Raw genomic sequence first — 19,563 nt, 5'->3', positions numbered from 1 at the left:
CCTTAAAATTAAGGTGTTATGGAGAAAATTAAAAAAATTAAAACTTAATCTGTATAATTAACACAGCCGATAAAACTTGTCTGTTTATTATTTTAGCCCCTAAAGAGAGTCGTAGAGCCAAAACTCCTAACTCCTAATTAATATTTTTAAAGTTATGACCAATAATTTAAAAACTCAGATTGGACTTTGGAGTGCAGCTTTGCTTACAGGTTTAGTCGGAGTAGTAAATTTGTTATCAGCAGTGACACCTAACTTATATGGGCGAAATCACTGGTTGAAAGAATTTTTACCATTTGAAATCCGAGCCAGTGGTCATATCTTTGCAGCCCTGACTGGGTTTGTTTTACTAGCACTTGCGACTAATTTATTACGTCGCAAAAGAATAGCCTGGTTACTTACCATTGGTTTACTAGTGATTTCCATTTTCAGCCACTTGCTGAAGGGACTGGACTATGAAGAAAGTCTACTCTCTGGAGTTTTGCTGGTGCAATTAATCTTGATGCGCCATTATTTTACGGCGCAATCAGACCGTCCTTCGATCGCACGGGGAGTTCGAGCGCTGATAGGCGCTTTATTATTTACCCTGGCATACGGAACTATTGGATTTTACTTATTAGACGGCAAGTTCTCAGAGAATTTTAACTGGCGTGAAGCCATAGTTCAGACTTTGGCGATGTTCTTCACTGAGGATAATTGGGGACTGCAACCAAAAAGCAAATTTGGAGAATTTTTTGCTAATTCGATATATATTATAGCCGCAGTTACTATTACCTATGCAATGGTAATGCTCTTGCAACCTGTATTTTGGCGGAATCTAGCAACGCCAAATGAGCGAAAAAGAGCTAAAGAAATTGTCGAGCAATATGGATGTTCTTCTTTAGCAGCATTCACACTCTTAAATGATAAAAGTTATTATTTTAGTCCTTCCGGTAATAGTTTAATTGCTTATGTTCCCAAGGGAAGGGGTGCGATCGCATTAGGAGATCCCATCGGCCCCATTGAAGACCGCAAAGAGACAATTGTTGCTTTCCAACAGTTTTGCCAACGTAATGACTGGTATCCCGGTTTTTATCAAACTTTGCCCGATGATGTTGAGCTTTACAAGTCATTGGGGTTTAAGGTACTTAAGATTGGAGAAGAAGCGATCGTTGACCTGAAAAGTTTTACGTTACAAGGTAAAGCTGGTAAGAACTTTAGACCATCAATCAGTCGTTTAACTAAACTAGGATACCAAATCGAGTTTTACCAACCACCCATTGCCAATGATTTATTGCACCAACTCAAATCTGTAAGTGATGAATGGTTGAAGATGGTACAGGGTTCGGAAAAACATTTTTCTTTGGGTTGGTTTGACGAAGCTTACTTGCGAGAGTGTGAGATTGCTGTAGTGCATAATTCTGAAGGTAACATCAGCGCCTTTGCCAACATTCTCCGGGAGTACCAACTTAACGAAGCCACTATTGACATGATGCGACATCGCGCGTCCCTCGAAAATGGCACAATGGACTTTCTATTTATTTCCCTGCTTCAACATTTTAAAGAGGGTGGCTACGACAGCTTTAATTTTGGCCTTTCTGCCCTTGCGGGAGTTGGAGACAACCCAGAATCACGCCGCTTGGAGAAAGTATTGCACTATCTATACGGGCATTTGAATCGCTTCTACAATTTTAAGGGACTGCACGCCTACAGAGAGAAATTCCGCCCCCGTTGGGAACCACGTTATTTGGTTTACCCCAGTTTAACTGCCTTACCAGATGTAGTTGTAGCATTAATTCGCGCAGATTCAGGCGATCGCCTCTTCGATTATTTCAAACCCGGAGCCTAAATTTGAAAAAAATAATGGGTGCAAAGGTTAGAAAGCATCTATTCTGACCTTCAGCAATACCATACACCTCATGGGAGCAACGCGAAAATGTGAGATCATCGCTTTTTGAAGCAGGGGGAGCAGGGAGAGTAAAGAGAGAATTTAGTAACATGCGCTACTATAAATACTTCAAAATACACTTAATTTATTTTTCCTCCCCTGCCTTCCCTGCTTGCCCACCTCACAAAATCGCATTGCTCCCCACCTCATTGCAGGGCGATGTCTATGACAGGCCACGCCTACACAGCTTGGAGTTTTTGTGATACAATTGTACTATCAAAGAATATCTGGTGAGTATGCAACGCAAAGTTTACTAGGCGATGCCCAAAGTTTGTAGTAGATAGGACTTACGCAAAATCATGATAAAACGAACCGCAAAAGACGCAAAGGACACAAAGGAATAAGAGTTTCAGAGAGTTTTTGCGTAAGTCCTGGTAGATAAACTCAATATTAGCTAGTTCGTGAATGCAATCATGAACACACAATAGTTGTGTGGTATATGCCAAATTTAGCATTTTGGCGTCAATTTATTGTGGGTTTGCCCTTCAATTTTGCCCAGTTTAACAGCCTTTAAAAAATTCTTAACCTATATATGGAAGGTAGCAATATGACGAATAATAAAATTTCTCTCGTAGAACTAATCCAAATTTTTGCACAGTATCGCGACAATATTATCGTCAATATCAAGCACCTACAAGAACATTATCAAAGAACAGGTATCAAGCGCGTTAAAGGTGTGAGAAACGAAAATGGAGAACTACTTCAGCCTTGGTTACGAACAGAAAATATCGATAATGTTGAGTATGTTGGTATGGGCGAGTTTCAATTTAATCGCAATACCGCTACTATCAATATGCTTATCAAACGTAAAGTCAAACTAGCAAAATTTGAAGATAAAACCCCCACTATTGAGGTAGCAGGTTTACTAGTAAATGACCTAAATAGCTTTAATAATTACACAATTGTTAGTGACGGCAAAATAAATGTCAAGTCCTTAAAAGTCAAAATCAGCAGTAAAAAAGCCTTTGATTTGCTCAAAGAAAAAGGTGTGTTGGATGCAGAAGATTTTGACTTCCGTGCTGAGTATACCATTGAGTTAAATAACTTGCCGCTTGTAGCTGCAAATAGTCATTATAGCAGTATTGATGGACTATTCAATGAGCTTGCAGAAATTAAAGTACTGACTAGTATTATTTCTGCTTACTTAAGAAAGGAGTCAGATGTATTTGTAGCAGGACAATTAGATGAGTTTAAAAAGCACTATCTCTCTAAAAATGTTTACATCAATTTCCCTACAACGAACGAATATACTGACATCCATGAAGCCTTAGTTAATGGTACTATTGAGTCAAAAATTAGTTATAAAATTGACATCGGCAGTCAAAATATTCTGAATTTGAGTAAGTTGCCTTCTGCTAACAAGTTTTTAAGTAAAATGTATCGTCTTTATGATAAAATTACTGGTGAAATTATCATCAAGCCTAGTTTTGCGATCGCATTGAATGAAAATCTCGCTGTTAGGCACAGGCTACTATCATCACGCACCAAGATTACAAAAGTTGACGAGTTGATGAAACCAATTTTTGATGATTTTCTGGGGCTTGAGCAAAATGGCATAGTCGCAAATATTCTTAAGAAAGTTGATGCTGATAGTTTGGCGCAGTTATTGCAAGATAAACAAGCTGGAAAACAGATCAGCAAGGAGGAAATGATTGCAGCTTTGACAACGGCAAATAATAAGCTAGAACAATATGTAGAAAAAATTTACCATGACAAAATTTCTCCCTTAGTATTTTATATTGGTTGTATTGGAGTATTGCCAAATAAGATGGAAGCAAAATCTATGACTGCTGAAGAAGCTGCTATTAAATATCCCAATTTGCAATTTTCTAAAGATGAGCAACAAGGTAATTTTTTTGCAGTTGGTGATAGTATTATCAGTATCTATGCCAAAACTGAATATTATAGCAAACTTATTTCTGTTGGTGTAGAGAATTAGATTGTATATACAAATTAAATAAGATTGGTATACGCAATAAGTAGAACCCCGACTGCTCAAATAAGTCGGGGTTTTTGTCTCTTACGGATGATTCAGGATTGCTATAGCAATTCTATGGGTTTCCTGAAATAAAGCTAGAGTTTGGGCGTATCGCAGAATTAATTGGACTTGTGTATGAAGACATAGTTCTAATAAAACTGGCTATAATCTGTAAAGACAATAATAAAAAAAGACTGTAGTAAATGGCTTTTAAATTTTTATTAAAAATTTGCCTGAAAATTTACTGTTTACATCCCCAAACCTGACCGGATAAATAAATCAGCGATACTACCAAGCCCTCTTCCCAAACCTGGAATTAAAAATAGGAGCATCATGGCAAAGAGTCCGAATTGACTATATTGTAGTGGCTTTAGTTGAGGAAAAATTTCACTGAAGACATGAAAGCCGTCGAGTGGTGGAATTGGCAGCAGATTAAATAGAAATAACGTTAAATTAATCCGAGCCGCTAGGTAAAGAAATTCGACACTAAAGAGTCCTGAAAGACTAGGGTTAAAGAAAAGTTTGAGCAATACAATAAATAGAATGCCTAAAGCCAGATTCGACAAGGGGCCTGCGGCTGATACCAAAATATTGCCTAGTTTACCAGAACGAAACTTAGATGGGTTGACGGGCATTTGTCCCCAAGCTATACCCATAAGACAGAGAAAGATTAGCGATTCTTTACCCATGTGAACTACAGGATTAAGCGTCAGATGACCAGTTTGTTGGGGAGTGTTATCTCCCTGACTCATCGCAGCCCAGCCGTGAGCAAGTTCATGCAAAGTAATGGAGAATATGACAATTACAACGATTCTGAAAAAATGAATCGGGTTTGTGATTAGTGTTTCGATAAACATACGTTACTAAATTTTGGTAATTCCCTATCTGTGTAATAACAATCTTTTGGTATAAATTTTATTAAAAATATTACTTAGCTATTACTGTAATTTTTGGTATATTTTATAAATTTAAATTTGCTACTTTTATTAATCTCAGTTGATTTGATAGCTTAAAAAAATCGGTTTATAACACTTTAAAAATTTTAAAACCTGGGAATAACTACGTATTTATTTTGTTTTTTAGTATCTAAAAATTTAATTTATTAAATATTAATTTATTGTTAAAGTATAATTAAGCACTATATTTTGTGATTTTCACAAAGCACAGATAGATGAGCCTTTTTTGTGCCTAATTTGTTTCTCTGACTCAAAACAGAGCCGTTATTGTCTTGTTATTTTGGTATATCAGGCAAAGTTAGTTTTATTACTTGATATGGCAATAGATTTACTAATAATCTTTAAGAAAATTATGCAAAAATCAACTTCAATGAGACAATCTGACCTAATCTTCTCAACCTAAAGGAAGACATGAACGATCGCACAAAGGCTCTCCAGGCTCTCGCAGCTGAACGCTGGCGCGTATCCCTGATTCTCAGTGGAGCCATGATGTTTATTTACTTTGGCTTTATCCTATTAATCGCATTCAATAAGCCCCTGTTGGGGTCATTAGTATTTCCTGGTCTTAGCCTGGGAATTTTACTGGGGGCATTGGTAATTGTCTCAGCATGGGTATTAATTTTTATCTATGTGCGTTGGGCAAATAGTAGTTACGATGACCAAATCGCAAGGCTGACACGCAAGTAAATTAGCTATTAGCAATTTCTAGTCCCAAATCCAAAATATTAAACCAAAAAAAGCATGAATAGTGTGTGGTTGGATCTGCCACTAGCGGCGGATATTACCAGTCTTGGTAAGTTTAACCCGTTGGCGATCGCTTTCTTCTTTCTGTTTGTTGTAAGTTCTCTAGGCATTACCTATTGGGCGGCAAAGCTCACCAAAAATACGGCACAGTTCTATACAGCTGGCGGTAAGATTAGCGGTTTCCAAAATGGGCTGGCCCTAGCAGGAGACTTCATGAGTGCAGCTAGCTTTTTAGGTATCGCTGGGCTGGTGGCACTCAACGGCTTTGACGGCTTAATTTATTCTATCGGCTTCTTGGTGGGTTGGCCGATTGTGATGTTCTTAATTGCAGAACCATTACGTAATTTAGGTAAATACACTTTTGCTGATGTAGTAGCTTATCGCTTACAGCAAAAACCTGTACGTATTGCCTCTGCTATTGGAACCTTGGTAGTGATTAGCTTTTACTTAATTGCCCAGATGGTAGGCGCTGGTGAGCTAATCAAACTATTGTTTGGCTTTGATTACGAATTAGCTGTGGTCATCGTCGGTTGTGTGATGATGGCTTATGTGATTTTTGGCGGGATGATTGCCACCACTTGGGTACAAATTATCAAAGCAGTTTTGTTGCTTGGCGGAACGATTTTGCTAGCTATCTTGGTACTGGCACAATTTGGTTTTAACCCGATCGCTCTTTTCGCTGCTGCATCTGAAAAGTATACAGGTGTATTAGCTCCAGGGAAACTAGTTTCTGATCCCTTGGATGCGATCTCTTTAGGGATGTCGTTGATGTTCGGCACTGCTGGATTACCCCACATCCTAATGCGTTTTTACACAGTACCCGATGCCAAAGCAGCGCGGCTTTCTGTTACTTACGCCACAGCTATTATTGGCATTTTTTATCTCCTTACCTTCATCTTAGGCTTTGGAGCAATGGTATTAGTAGGTCAAGATGCCATCAAGCAAATTGGTACTGGTGGTAATATGGCTGCGCCGATGTTGGCAGAATTTCTCGGTGGTGATGCTTTCTTAGGCTTTATTGCTGCTGTTTCCTTTGCGACTATTTTGGCAGTTGTCGCTGGGTTGACACTCTCAGGTGCAGCTGCATTGTCTCACGATTTGTGGGTGAATGTGGTGCGATCAGGTCATGCTGACGAGTCAGAACAGTTGAAGGTGGCTCGCGGTGCAACAATGCTTTTGGGGTTAGTAGCGATATTCCTGGGCATTTTGTTTAAAGGGCAAAACGTGGCTTATATGGTAGGTTTAGCATTTGCGATCGCTGCTAGTGCAAACTTCCCAGCATTGCTCTTATCCATGCTTTGGCGACGCTTCACGACCAACGGTGCGGTTGCGAGTATATTAGTGGGTACTATCTCCTCTTTAGTGCTGATTTATTTGTCACCCAGTATTCAAGTAACGATTCTCAAGCACGCTTCTGCACCCTTTCCGTTGAAAAATCCTGGATTAATCAGTATCCCACTGGCGTTTATTGTAGCGATCGTCGTTTCACTATTGAATACTGAACAGCAGGCACAGGAAAAGTTTGCGGAAGTTGAAGATCGCATCCATATTGGTTCTGGCATGTGATTTTGTCAAAGCATAAACAAGTCTAAGCGGCGAAAGCCGCTCAGAACTACTGTGGAAACTCATTTGTTGGGCTAGGTAAACTTAAGAAGTTACGAGCGATCTTGTGTCCGTAAAATAGTAGTGCCAACAGAATCTGCTAATTCTATATCTTCTAAAAACATTTCATTAACAGTTTTTTGACGGTAAATCATCATTTCCCGCACCCAAGAGCCATGACCTTGCTCCATGTACTTACCAATACAGTAACCAGAGTACTCAATATGCTTAGTTTCATCGAAAATCAACAAATCAGACATTCGAGTTACTTTTGCTAAATCCTTAGGTGTAGAATATGCTTGCAGTACTGGACGCAACAATAATTGTAGGATCAATGCCCGAATTTCTAAGAGATTGATTTGGATAATCTCATCCATCACCAACAAATCATCCATTATTTTAGCTGAAGAAATAGGTACTAGAGGCGGATGCTTGTGGTGATAGTATTGCGGAGAAAAAGCTTTCAACTGTGTGCGGAAATCTGCTTCTATTTTCGTCGGAAAAATAATATTCAACAGTGCTACAAACATTAGTGAGTGTCGTGACTCATCAATCGAGTGATTTCTCACCAACTGGGCAAACTCCTGATTTTTGATCTGCTCAGAGAATTGCCAAACTTGTTTAGAACCAGTTCCTTCTTCAACGACGTTAGTAACCAGGGAATTAGAGAACCACTCAGCATTACGAGCAAACTGACGATAGGAATTACCGTACCATGCCATACCGTGTGGTGGTGGATGAATTTCACAAGCCTGTCTTAAAACACTTTGATAATCTTCAAGAATTTGGCAGTTATAACGTTGTAAATAATTGAGCGCCAATTCACTAACATTGTTCATATATTTTATCTTAAAAAAACTATATTTAGTATAATTACTACCCATGATTGGATAATTATTAGCAGCACATAGCTCTTAAAGCATAAGTGTAAATACAAACCTTAAAGGATATTTGAAGAGTCTTGGGCGAATTTAATTCGCTATTACACAAACGTTCGCGTAGTGGGGAGCAGACAAGTCAGCTTTAAAGTTCTGAACGCCGGAAGTCGGCGCTCAGACTTCTCTCTACGCAAACTAATAAAAATTAAGGGTTTTAAACCCACAGAGGTGAATAAAGTCTCATGTAGCCGGGATTTATAGTCACCAGGGGTAGTAATAAATTAGACTTGTTCATTCATCCTCTTAAACTTAATTTTTTAATTTAATGATTAGTCGTCTTTGGATTTGGATGGTACTGCAACTATTAGAATTCCAAAAGGGTGCTTGGGTGGTACTGCAACTATTAGAATTCCAAAAGGGTGCTTCGGAGGGGATGGACACTTACTACTACTCGATGTATCTACTGGCACGCTTGTACCACCTTTAATTGCCTCCATGTCTTCTGGACTTAAATCAAAACTAATTAGTTCGTTATCCAAATTTTCTAGGTTTAGATTTTCCATCTGTTTAACCTCAATTTAATTAGTATCAAGAAGAAAGAATCTCTAAGTACACAAGCTTCTTTCTGAAGTCAAGAACTTAAACAACGTTTTTAAAATAATTTGTTGTTTAATTTATCTTGAATATTGACTATTTTTTACAAACTAGCATTATTACTGCATAGTTTGGCAATCATTACATAATCTAAAAGGGACATAATTAATTTATTTTTAGTCGAATATTAATGGTAACTAGGTCAAAAGCAAATGGCACGCTTGAAAAGCTAAAAGCTGTAAAAGAAAGGATTGCAGCCTTTCAATGCCATTGAGGAGTAGTAGGATGAATCAGGCGATCGCACTCTCATCTGCGCTAGGGGTAGTTGTAAAATAAAAAATTATTTGTCGTCGTTAATACATTAATGTCGCTCGCTTGATCCACCATTAGTTTAAAAGTTTAACGACATTAATTAATTTGATAACACGACAAATAAATTGTTGTTCGACAAGATAACTCGGCAGGGATATGTTCGCTTTTAACTAAAACCCTGCTTTTGCCTACTGCCCAAGTTCTTTGATATTTTTCATCACTTGTTCATATAAATCGTTGTTACCCTGACTTTGAAAGATGCTTGCTGCTTGTTGTAAGTCTTTAAGCGCTCCCTGCTTGTCTCCATTGGTGGCGCGGGCATTTCCCCGGTTATTATGGGCAGCGCCAAAGTTAGGGTTGAGGCGAATGGCTTGATTGTAATCTTCGATCGCACCCTGTGGCTCTCCATTGGCAGCACGGGCATTTCCTCGGTTATTATAAGCGATCGCATATTGGGGGTTGAGGAGAATTGCTTGGTCAAAATCATCTAGCGCCCCTCTTTTTTCTCCCAAGGTGGCGTGGGCATTTCCTCGGTTATTGTAAGCTTCGGCATAATTGGGATTTAGGCGAATTGCTTCACTGTAATCTTTGACTGCTTCTCTGTTATTTCCTAGTGAGGCGCGGGCATTTCCCAGGTTATTGTAGGCTTCCGCGTCGTTAGGGTTAATTTTAAGTGCTTGATTATAATCTGCGATCGCTTTTTCCTTGTCTCCCAAATCAAAGTAGACTAATCCCCGGCCGTTGTAGGCTGCGCCATATTGAGAGTTTTGAGCAATTGCCTTACCATAAGAAGCGATCGCAGCTTGTAAATCGCCGTTTAAATGCTGATTCTTTCCCTGAAGATAAAATTCCCCACCTTTGAATGCTGTAGCTGAACGACGGCTAGGTTGACTGACTCCTATTTCTGTTACCAAAACATTGTCATTCTTACTACAAGAAACACTGCTAATTGCTGTTAATGTAGTAAAAATAGCTATGGTAAATACTTGATTTACCTTTGTTTGCTTTTGTTTAAATAAACGCCGTCTCATAATTTAATATAAACTGCCATAACACCTGAACGCAATTAGTACCAAAATCTAGATTTTAATTCTTTAACTCAATAGTTATTTTAACTTTGGATAGACATTTAAAACTAAGTTATAAATTTCCTTGATATTCAATAAATTTATTTAATACTTATATTAAGGGAAAATCATAAAATATAAAGTATAAAACTTGTCATTTTGGCTGTTTGCTATTTTCATCTCTGTAATTCTTGACAATTGATTTGTGAGCAGTAACCTACTGTTGTTCATGTTTTTTAGAATACTCTTTGAAAAAAATAAATATTAAGATTTATTCTAAGATAATAACTCTATAAATTTTGGTATTTGTAGCTATCTAAACAATTTACTCCTCCTCAATATCACCTTCTTGATTTTTGGGATTTAGCCGCCAAGAGATGGTTTTTTCAATATCTACAGAGAGGTGTTCCAGATTTTGCCCTAAATCTTTTTGAAGTTTCTGAGTAAGTGTGATTGGAAAATCTAAATTAATACCTTCATTTTGGGTTACCCTTGCTAATTCTGTAAAAGTAGCTTTGACTGTAGTCCGCTCATAACTAGTCAGTTTATAATAGGCAGTTTCAGATATATTTTGAGCTTGCATGGCTTTTTTCATCCGTTCTTGCAAATGCTCAAATTCTGAATTCAACAACTTGTATTGTTGCTCAAGTTGCGAGTATCTGCTACTTAGTGATATTAAGTCTTCCGTTGCGGGATCGGGACTGGCTTGGGCTTGTAAATCTAACAAATTTGAGTGAATTTGAGCAAGATAAATACAATCTAAGTAAGCATACTCTATCTGTTCTTCAGTTAGAGGACGTTTGCTCCAATCGCTTGTTTGCTCTTGTTTCTCGATATTGTTAAAGCTACAAAGTGATGTAGCTATGGTTTTGAGTTGGTAATTAGGTAATGGTAAAAGATAGTAGGGAATTTTTTTTGCTATATCTAAAGTACAAGTAACATTTTTAGCTTTCTTGTTACCGAGAAGTTTTAGATCATAACTTGCGTTGTGAAAAACTTTTTCAATGGCAGAATTTATCATAATTTTTTCAATAAATTCAGCTATAATACTAGGCTGATCTAGGACATCTAAAAGGTAGACGCGATCGCCACTCATATCTTTGGGATTATCTAATACCTGAATCAGCGATAGTCGGGGATTACGGCTTTTATAGTCAGCAACTTCTGTATCTATCCACAGCGTTTTAGCATTGGTATATTCAGCGACAATGGCACTAATTTCGCGGGCGGAAGTAAGGTATGGCATTGGCTAATATTTCCTGATATTTGGAGCATTGTAAGTAAGCCATAGTTTTCTAAAGTAACATTTTGTTGGTAATTTTGCTGCCACAGAATTCCAAAAACGCTGAAGTTTTAAGTTGCATAGGCTTAGATATCGCCAAACTGACTTAAATCTGATAACATCGAGTCACTACTGTCAGGCTGCACAGTCTACCACCGAAAGAGCTACTGGGCATCTACATTAAATTCATAGAGAGCTATAGACTGTATGCAGAGGCATACTGTTTAGCAACCATTAGGAAAATTGAATTGGCGCTTCTCAAGAATGGCTGCAAAATCTTAGCCTCAAGAAATCGTCTAAGTTTCAATTTCCAATAACCTGAGCAATTGCTTAGAGACTTTTGCTACTTCACATTTAATTACTTTTTAACATCTGCTCCTCACTATCACACACACTTCAATTAATCGCTTCTAGTATTCAATTTGGAGAAGATAATGAAAAAGCTAATTCTATTACTAATTAGTAGCATTTTGGTAGTTGGTACTTTTGGCTGTCAAGAGGCTACTAAAACTGGTTCAGAAACTTCTAGCACTACTAATGAAGCCGCTCAATCACCAGCAACACCAGCTTCTCAGATAAATCAAACTGTGGATAAAACTATTGCCAAAATTCCAGGAACACAAACGACTCCTTTAGCGGCTAGTACAGATACTAAAGTTCAAACCGATTTTGGAAAAACCGCAGCAACAAAAGCTAAGGGCAACTTGAAAACTGAAGTGAGCGAAAAGTTGAATAAAGGCTTACCAGGCAATAAGTTACAAGTTGAAAACAAAGAGGGTGAAATCATCCTCAAAGGCACAGCAACTTCTGCTGAAGAACTCAAGAAAGCTGAAACCTTGACTAAAGAAGTTCAAGGTGTGAAGACAGTGAAAGTAGAAGCAAAAGTTGAAGCTGGGAAAAAGCCATAAAAGAATAACTGAAGTTCTCAGTTAACCGTGAACTAGTTAAATCAGCTTACATCATCAGAAAATTTAAACAGGACTTACGCAGATGTAAGTCCTGTTTTTTTGCTTATATAACAATGCGGTTCAGTTAAGCACTACTTGTACAAAATCTTGGGTTTTTAAGACGCGATAAATCGTCGTCTTTACAAGTGTTTTGATCTCAGGCAGCGAAACCCAACAAAGCTTTGATAATGTTAGGTTGAGGAACTAAATCCAACTTACGTCAGTTTGAGTTTTTAGCCTCAAAACTAGCTTAGACATTGTACTATTACCTGATGAGAATCCGTAGCAGCTAATTCTGTGACATTGTTATTAAAGTAGTGGCAAATTAATAATTTGGTTTTGATATTCATCATTAAAAGATGCTTGAGCAATTAGACTTAATTCACTAATAGTCTGACCGATGGTTAATTTCTAATTCAAAATAAAAATACCTGGTATATTACGGCCTTGCGCGATATGTTCAGCTAAATGTACAGGCATAGATGTACGGTTGTTTGTGACTAAAATAAAGTTATATTCTTCACACCAGCATAATATTTCTGGATCTAATGTGCCTCTAGGAGGAGCGCCAGGATCACCAACCACCCACATCATTAAAGTAGGGTTGCGTTGGAGAAACTTGCGGTTATAGACTTTATCAACATTTTCATCAAGAAGATATTTGAGAGTCATGTATTTTTTTCATTGCTTCTCTTTCAGCTTTCAGTTTTAGCAATTTAGTTACAACTGGTGGCGGATTGCGTCGCTGTTCTTCTCGCATTCGATGACTATGTTCTAGCCAATTAGCTATGTAAGCACTTACTGCTTCTTTGTTATGCAGGTAATAAAGAATGGTTGCATATACTTGCTCTAAAGTTACTGATGGATAACTTTGGAAAATTTCCTCTGGAGTCCGACACCGATGAATGAAATCATAAAGGATAGTTTCAATTCCTACTCTTGTACCTTTGAGTCGAATATCATCAGGACGCTGAAAGTCGAAGTAATCTTCTAGTTGCATAATTTACTTTATTATATTTACCCTTAAAATTATCCTACATACTTGTAAAATATTCTTGCAATAAATAGTAATAAATTGATAGCGATCGCTTTGCCAACAACTTGTTAAATTACTTGCTCGTCTTGGCAGTTAGTTATCTCAACTAAAATTGGAATGATTTGATATAGTTGCTTTTGAGCGCCTGCAATGAAATCTCGTGCTTGTGCTAACTTTAGCAGTATTGTTTTTTCTCTAAACCACAATTCTCCTACCCTCTCTGCGTTTCTCTTGTGTGTAGTGTGAAAATCTCTAATTTTCCCCCTACCCTCTTGCGAATTTTTAATTAGTTGATACACTTGTTCTTCATTAGCCCAGCGAACCACGGCCTATGGTGCATATCAAGCGCGTGGAACTTACGAACTTCAAATCCTTCGGTGGCACTACCTCAGTCCCTTTGCTACCGGGGTGTACTGTCATATCTGGGCCAAATGGTTCGGGTAAATCTAATATTCTCGATGCACTGTTATTTTGCCTCGGACTCTCCAGTTCTAAGGGAATGCGAGCCGATCGCCTCCCAGATTTGGTAAATAACACCCAAACCTCTAAAGGACGGGCTTCTATCGAAGCTAGCGTCACAGTGACGTTTGATTTGTCAGGAGAGGACTCACCCAAAGCCGCAAAAGCGCAGAGTGAGGAAGCAGCGCAAGAAGTAGATGAAGAGCAGGAAAATTCCCACTCCCCACTCCCCACTCCCCACTCCCCAACTGAATGGAGTGTCACTAGAAGGCTGCGAGTCACTCACCAAGGAAGTTACACATCGAACTACTACATCAATGGTGTACCTTGCACGCTGACGGAGTTGCATGAACAACTAAGTAACCTGCGGGTTTATCCCGAAGGCTACAATGTCGTGCTGCAAGGAGATGTCACCAGCATTATTTCGATGAATGCACGGGAACGGCGGGAAATTATTGATGAATTGGCTGGGGTGGCAGCATTTGATCGCAAAATTATCCAAGCCAAATCAACTTTAGATGAGGTGAAGGAAAAAGAAGATAGCTGTCGGATTATTGAAACAGAATTAACTGCACAACGCGATCGCCTTTCCCAAGATCGGGCTAAAGCTGAGAAATATCAAAAACTCCGCACGGAATTTCTAGCGAAACAATCCTGGGAAGCTGTATTATCATGGCGATCGCTACAAGCACAACAAGAAAAGTTAGTTCACGAAATTCAAACAGGCGATCGCAATTCTACTGAACTCACTACCCAACTCACAAATCTAAATTCCGAAATCGTCCAAAAAACTGCTGAACTTGAACAACTCAATGCCCACGTCAAAGCGTTGGGAGAAGAGGAGCTTTTGGCAGTACAATCTACCCTCGCCACCCAAGAAGCAGAACGAAAACAACTCCAGCGTCAGCTAACGGAATTACAAACGACTTCCCAAGAAACTGCCAAACGTCTGCTTCAAACTCAGCAAGAGATTCAAAAACATCGCCATTCCCTAGAAGAAATTGCCGAAACCAAAATTGTAGAAACGCGATTCATCGCCTCTTCCCAGCAACAAAGAAATGAAGCACAGCAAGCCTTAGAAACCTCCCGCGAAGCCGCCGCAGAAATCGCCTCAGCCTCGGAAGCCTGGGTGCAGCAACAAACGGCATTCAACCGTCAAATTGAAACTTTGCTGCAAACTCTAGAACCTCAACGCACTGAACAAGCGCAACTCAGGGAACGCAATAATCAGTTACAGCAGTTAATCCAAGAGCAAACCCAGTTAATTGAACGTGACGAACCGCTATTAGCCCAAAAACAAACCGACTATAGTCAAATTGAAACGGAATTTAACGCCTCTAGCGAACCCATCCAAAATTTAGCCCAAAATCTCTCAGCCACTGAACAAGAACTGCAAATCCAACAGGAAACTCAAAAACGGTTACTTTCTGAACAACGAGAAAAACAACGCCAGTTGGATAAAATCGAGGCGCAAGCGCAAGCACAGCAAGAAGTCCAAGGAACCCAAGCCAGTAAAGTCATTTTACAATCGGGAATGCCTGGACTTTGTGGCTTAGTTGTGCAGTTAGCAAAGGTAGAACCCCGCCATCAGCTAGCTTTAGAAATGGCTGCCGGTGGACGCTTGGGACATATTGTAGTGGAAGATGACAGCATCGCCGCCGCAGGGATTGAACTACTCAAACAGAAACGTGCAGGGAGAGCGACTTTTTTACCCCTGAATAAAATTCACGCTCCCAAATTTACTCAAGATGCAACGCTGCGTTTTGCTAGCGGTTTCGTTAATTATGCTGTGAACTTAGTCGATTGCGATCGCCGTTATAAAGATGTATTTAGCTATGTTTTCGGCAACACCGTAGTTTTTGCCAACCTGGAAGCGGCGCGGAAAAATTTAGGGTTATATCGCATCGTTACCTTAGACGGGGAACTTTTAGAAACCAGTGGTGCAATGACTGGTGGTAGCAACACCCAACGTTCAGCGTTGCGGTTTGGCAATGCGGAAGCGGCAGAATCTGATGAAGCGATCGCTTTAAAAACTCGCTTGGTGGATATTGAACGAGTTTTAGAGCGTTGTACAGAAGCGATCGCTACTTTGTCAGCCAGAACCAAAAAACTCACCCAAGAACTCACAGAATCGCGTCAAGCGCGGCGCGAACAGCAGTTGCAATTGGAACAGTTGCAAAAAGATATTAAGAATTTGACAGCGCAACTAGAGGGGACGCGATCGCAACTCACCCAAAACAGCGAAAAATTAGCCACAGTTCAATCCCGATTAGAAATCTTAGAGCGGGAATTACCAGGACAAGAAACCCAGTTGCAACAATTACGACACGCTTTAGCAGAGTTAGAAGCATCCCAAACCCCCAGCGAATGGCAACAAATCCAGGCGACAATTAAAACTCAAGAGCAACAATTGCAACAACGCGAAACAACATTACGCGAAGCTGAACAAAGATTAAAAAATTTAGAAAATCAGCAACAACGTTTACAAGAAAAAATCCAAGAAGCAGAAACGCGAATCACCGAATACGAAACCCAACAAACCTCTTGTAGAGACGCGATTCATCGCGTCTTGAGCCAAACCACAACGCTAGACGACCAAATCACCCAAACCCGCGCCAACCTAAGCCAAATGGAGCAAAATTTAGGAGAAGAAAAACAAAAACGCGACGCTACAGAACAAGAAGTGCGATCGCATCTTTTGCGCCAACAACAATTGCAATGGGAAATCCAAAAACTCCAAGAAACCCAAGAAAAGCGCCGCGAAGAACTAATTGCACTACAAAGCCAGTTGCGGGATGTAGGAGCAGAATTGCCAAATCCCTTGCCGGAAGTTCCAGATAAGGTAGATTTGGAAGAATTGCAGAAAGAATTGCGATCGCTTACCAAACGCTTACAGGCAATGGAACCTGTGAATATGCTGGCGTTGGAAGAATACGAACGCACTCAAAACCGTCTCCAAGAACTGACGCAAAAATTAGAAACATTAGAAGGAGAACGCACCGAACTACTTTTGCGGATTGAAAACTTTACCACATTGCGGCAACTTGCCTTTAAAGAAGCTTTTGATGCTGTTAACGAAAACTTTCAATCGATTTTTGCCATTCTTTCAGACGGCGACGGCTTCTTGCAACTCGAAAACCCCGAAGATCCCTTTAGCAGTGGGCTAAATTTAGTCGCACATCCCAAAGGTAAACCCGTACAGCGCCTAGCTTCCATGTCTGGGGGAGAAAAATCGCTTACAGCCTTGAGCTTTATTTTTGCCCTACAACGCTACCGTCCATCGCCATTTTACGCCTTTGACGAAGTAGATATGTTCCTAGATGGGGCAAACGTAGAGCGATTAGCTAGAATGATTAAACAACAGTCACAACAAGCGCAATTTATAGTTGTGAGTTTGCGTCGTCCGATGATAGAATCAGCCGAACGCACAATTGGCGTTACTCAAGCACGAGGAGCTTACACTCAAGTTTTGGGGATTAAGTTACAATCATCCAATACACCTGCTTGAGTTTTTGTTAATAATAGTGTATAGATAAACCACGTAATGTGCGAGTTTCTCTCAAACCTAACTCCCAAACCCTTCCCTACCAGGGAAAGAGAGCAAAAATTACAGCCTCTCTCCCTGTGGACAAGAGCTTTGGAGAGGGGTTCTAAGAATAAGTTGCACGTCGCGTTAAACCGGATTCGAGATCAGGACTCGGTATAGAATGACCTCCGAACAGATAATTAGGCGTTCCGACATATTAAATACCCAGGTGATTACCCGCGACAACGGCAAGCGGCTAGGCATCATCAGCCAAGTCTGGGTTGATATAGATCAACGAGAGGTTGTGGCTCTTGGTTTGCGAGATAGCCTGATCTCCATTTCGGGCATACCGCGCTATATGTACCTCAACAACATCAGCCAGATTGGTGATGTCATCCTGGTTGATAACGAAGATGTAATAGAAGATATCGAAGTTGAATCTCTCAGTAATTTGATTAACTGGGAAGTAATTACAGAAACAGGTGAGGTCTTAGGCAAAGTTCGGGGCTTCAAGTTCAACGGCGAAAGCGGGAAGCTTAACTCCATAGTTATTGCTTCTTTAGGATTGCCCCAAATTCCCGATCAATTTCTGAGTACTTACGAGTTCTCAGTAGATGAAATTGTCAGCACTGGCCCCAATCGATTGATTGTGTTTGAGGGAGCCGAAGAACGGGTAAACCAGTTGACAGTTGGTTTACTTGAGCGTCTAGGCATCGGCAAAGCACCTTGGGAGCGAGATATAGAAGAAGAATACGGCTATACTCCACCGCGTACAATTGCACCACCCAATCAACTGCCTAGTGGAGTGCCATTGCAGCCACCGAGGCAAAAAGTTCGCGCCCCCGAACCCGTAGCGCGGGAAGAGGAATGGACAGAAGACTATGTGGAAGAAGAAAGGCCACAGCGTCAGGTAATGAAGGCGCGGCAGTATGAATCTATTCAATACGAAGAAGACGAGGAAGAAGATAACTGGAGCGAGGCAACAGGCAGCGACAGGTATCAACAACCGCAGCCGCTAAAGTATGATGCCCAGCCCTATAGCAAGCCTTATGTTGATGAATACGATGATTATGACGACGTAGAGGGCGATGCTTGGGAAGATGCGCCGAAGCCTGTAAATATTCCCAAGAAAGTCAAAGAAAGACAGCCAGAATACGAAGAAGAAGGCGGATATTAGGTTATCCCCACCCTCAACCCCTTCCTTGCGCCAGCGAGGAGGGGGTTTTTTTATGAACGAAAGTAAAACCCATTGTCTAAATAACGTGAGTATTTTGTTAATGCTGCATAATGCCAGGAAAAATTGCAGTTGAAGATAGTACCCTTTAAAGTACTACAAGGAGAGGGCTAATTTTTTAGAACGCAGTAGAGTGTATTAGCGAGTGGAGAATGCGCTATTGGCTTAGGGGTAGATATTCAATTCGATCCTGGTATTCATCCTCAAATGAAGCTGCCACAATGATGATTAATTCTTTAACAGTTTGTCCAATGCTTTGATTTGCATCGATGGTGAATATTCCAGGAATATGGCGACCTGAAGCTAAATGATCAGCCAAATGTCCGGGCATCGATTTACGGTTGTTCGTCACCAAAATAAATTTATTGGTTTCGCACCAAATCAAAATCTCTGGATCTGGAGTACCCTTGGGTGGCACATCTAAATCTCCAATTATTCGCACAACCAATTCAGGGTTGCGCCGCACAAGTTGCGAGCGATATGTAGGACTCAGATGTTCATCCAACAGATACCGGATAGCCATTAGCTTTCCTGTAACTGCTTAGGAGTATTTTCTTCCTGCATCTGCCGAAACCTCATCCTCGCAGGAGACGGATTTCGCTGTTGATATTCGCGCATGGTTCGGGAAAATTCCAACCAATCTACCAGATACGCATCAACCTCTGAACGATGATGCAAGTAATACAAAATCGTGGCGTAAACCTGTTCCAACGTCACTGTATGAAATTGTTCGGCAATTTCTTCTGGTGTTTTGCAGCGATAGATGTATTCGTAAAGAATGCTCTCAATCCCAATCCGGGTTCCTTTGAGTCGGATGTCATCTGGTGCAAGCGCGTTGAAATACTCTTCCAGTTTCATAAAGCAAAACCCCTCGAATGAACGTTCCATTTCAATCATAGAAGAACACCGGGAAACTCTACTCTGAACGCTAAAACTGTTTGTAACTAATTAGTTAACTATTCAAAAACTCACCAAAAACTGCTAGCGTCAAGCAAAGGAAAATATCATTGTGGACTTGCGAGCT

At 40.0% G+C, this 19,563-nt stretch carries 17 protein-coding genes; 7 read left to right on the top strand and 10 right to left on the bottom strand.

Annotated features, from left to right (window positions below):
* Positions 1–154 precede the first annotated feature (154 nt).
* The gene (locus tag RMY00_RS21505; RefSeq protein WP_322649483.1) at positions 155–1,825 is read left to right on the top strand and encodes a phosphatidylglycerol lysyltransferase domain-containing protein; all 1,671 of its coding nucleotides are present in this window, start codon (positions 155–157) and stop codon (positions 1,823–1,825) included.
* A 646-nt stretch (positions 1,826–2,471) separates the two neighbouring features.
* Positions 2,472–3,863, top strand: a complete 1,392-nt coding sequence (locus tag RMY00_RS21500) for a hypothetical protein (RefSeq protein ID WP_322649482.1) — start codon at positions 2,472–2,474, stop codon at positions 3,861–3,863.
* Between the two features lie 287 nt (positions 3,864–4,150).
* Here the strand turns inward: RMY00_RS21500 and RMY00_RS21495 are convergent, their stop codons facing one another.
* On the bottom strand, positions 4,151–4,759 hold the full coding sequence (locus tag RMY00_RS21495; RefSeq protein WP_322649481.1) for a site-2 protease family protein: 609 nt from the start codon (positions 4,757–4,759) through the stop codon (positions 4,151–4,153).
* Between the two features lie 510 nt (positions 4,760–5,269).
* Here RMY00_RS21495 and RMY00_RS21490 point away from each other — a divergent pair.
* Positions 5,270–5,545, top strand: a complete 276-nt coding sequence (locus tag RMY00_RS21490) for a DUF485 domain-containing protein (RefSeq protein ID WP_292719479.1) — start codon at positions 5,270–5,272, stop codon at positions 5,543–5,545.
* 54 nt (positions 5,546–5,599) lie between these two features.
* On the top strand, positions 5,600–7,168 hold the full coding sequence (locus tag RMY00_RS21485) for a sodium:solute symporter family transporter (protein ID WP_322649480.1): 1,569 nt from the start codon (positions 5,600–5,602) through the stop codon (positions 7,166–7,168).
* Positions 7,169–7,257: 89 nt separating this feature from the next.
* On the opposite strand, the gene RMY00_RS21480 is transcribed toward RMY00_RS21485, so the two are convergent.
* From RMY00_RS21480 to RMY00_RS21465, 4 genes are all read right to left on the bottom strand, one after another.
* Positions 7,258–8,043, bottom strand: a complete 786-nt coding sequence (locus tag RMY00_RS21480) for a hypothetical protein (RefSeq protein ID WP_322649479.1) — start codon at positions 8,041–8,043, stop codon at positions 7,258–7,260.
* A gap of 368 nt (positions 8,044–8,411) precedes the next feature.
* Positions 8,412–8,645 (bottom strand): hypothetical protein, encoded by a 234-nt coding sequence (locus RMY00_RS21475; protein ID WP_322649478.1) that lies wholly within the window; start codon positions 8,643–8,645, stop codon positions 8,412–8,414.
* 531 nt (positions 8,646–9,176) lie between these two features.
* The gene (locus RMY00_RS21470; protein WP_322649477.1) at positions 9,177–10,019 is read right to left on the bottom strand and encodes a tetratricopeptide repeat protein; all 843 of its coding nucleotides are present in this window, start codon (positions 10,017–10,019) and stop codon (positions 9,177–9,179) included.
* 361 nt (positions 10,020–10,380) lie between these two features.
* On the bottom strand, positions 10,381–11,301 hold the full coding sequence (locus tag RMY00_RS21465) for a ribonuclease D (protein ID WP_322649476.1): 921 nt from the start codon (positions 11,299–11,301) through the stop codon (positions 10,381–10,383).
* 470 nt (positions 11,302–11,771) lie between these two features.
* Here RMY00_RS21465 and RMY00_RS21460 point away from each other — a divergent pair, with 470 nt between their 5' ends.
* Positions 11,772–12,245, top strand: coding sequence for a BON domain-containing protein (locus RMY00_RS21460; protein ID WP_322649475.1), 474 nt, complete (start codon positions 11,772–11,774; stop codon positions 12,243–12,245).
* Positions 12,246–12,695: 450 nt separating this feature from the next.
* Here the strand turns inward: RMY00_RS21460 and RMY00_RS21455 are convergent, their stop codons facing one another.
* The 3 genes from RMY00_RS21455 to RMY00_RS21445 all read right to left on the bottom strand — a co-directional run bounded on the left by RMY00_RS21455 (position 12,696) and on the right by RMY00_RS21445 (position 13,646).
* Positions 12,696–12,956 (bottom strand): DUF5615 family PIN-like protein, encoded by a 261-nt coding sequence (locus tag RMY00_RS21455; protein ID WP_322649474.1) that lies wholly within the window; start codon positions 12,954–12,956, stop codon positions 12,696–12,698.
* A complete protein-coding gene (locus tag RMY00_RS21450; RefSeq protein ID WP_322649473.1) occupies positions 12,934–13,284 on the bottom strand; it encodes a DUF433 domain-containing protein in 351 nt (116 codons plus the stop codon). Before RMY00_RS21450 ends, RMY00_RS21455 begins: the two co-directional genes overlap by 23 nt.
* Before the next feature lie 104 nt (positions 13,285–13,388).
* Positions 13,389–13,646 carry a hypothetical protein gene (locus RMY00_RS21445; protein WP_322649472.1) on the bottom strand — a complete coding sequence of 86 codons (258 nt, stop codon included), beginning with the start codon at positions 13,644–13,646 and terminating at the stop codon, positions 13,389–13,391.
* A gap of 5 nt (positions 13,647–13,651) precedes the next feature.
* Between RMY00_RS21445 and smc the strand changes: the two genes are divergently transcribed.
* Complete coding sequence (gene smc, locus RMY00_RS21440) at positions 13,652–17,287, top strand: chromosome segregation protein SMC (protein ID WP_322649471.1); 3,636 nt, start codon at positions 13,652–13,654, stop codon at positions 17,285–17,287.
* Positions 17,288–17,486: 199 nt separating this feature from the next.
* Positions 17,487–18,482 (top strand): PRC-barrel domain-containing protein, encoded by a 996-nt coding sequence (locus RMY00_RS21435; protein WP_322649470.1) that lies wholly within the window; start codon positions 17,487–17,489, stop codon positions 18,480–18,482.
* 214 nt (positions 18,483–18,696) lie between these two features.
* Here RMY00_RS21435 and RMY00_RS21430 read toward each other — a convergent pair whose 3' ends face one another.
* Together RMY00_RS21430 and RMY00_RS21425 are read right to left on the bottom strand one after the other, a co-directional pair.
* Entirely contained in the window at positions 18,697–19,062 is a 366-nt protein-coding gene (locus RMY00_RS21430; protein ID WP_322649469.1) for a DUF5615 family PIN-like protein, read from the bottom strand.
* Positions 19,062–19,397 (bottom strand): DUF433 domain-containing protein, encoded by a 336-nt coding sequence (locus RMY00_RS21425; protein WP_322649468.1) that lies wholly within the window; start codon positions 19,395–19,397, stop codon positions 19,062–19,064. Before RMY00_RS21425 ends, RMY00_RS21430 begins: the two co-directional genes overlap by 1 nt.
* Positions 19,398–19,563: the final 166 nt, after the last annotated feature.

The organism is Nostoc sp. ChiVER01, assembly GCF_034531155.1.
Taxonomy (GTDB): Bacteria; Cyanobacteriota; Cyanobacteriia; order Cyanobacteriales; family Nostocaceae; genus Nostoc.
This window is presented reverse-complemented; position numbering and strand designations above follow the sequence as displayed.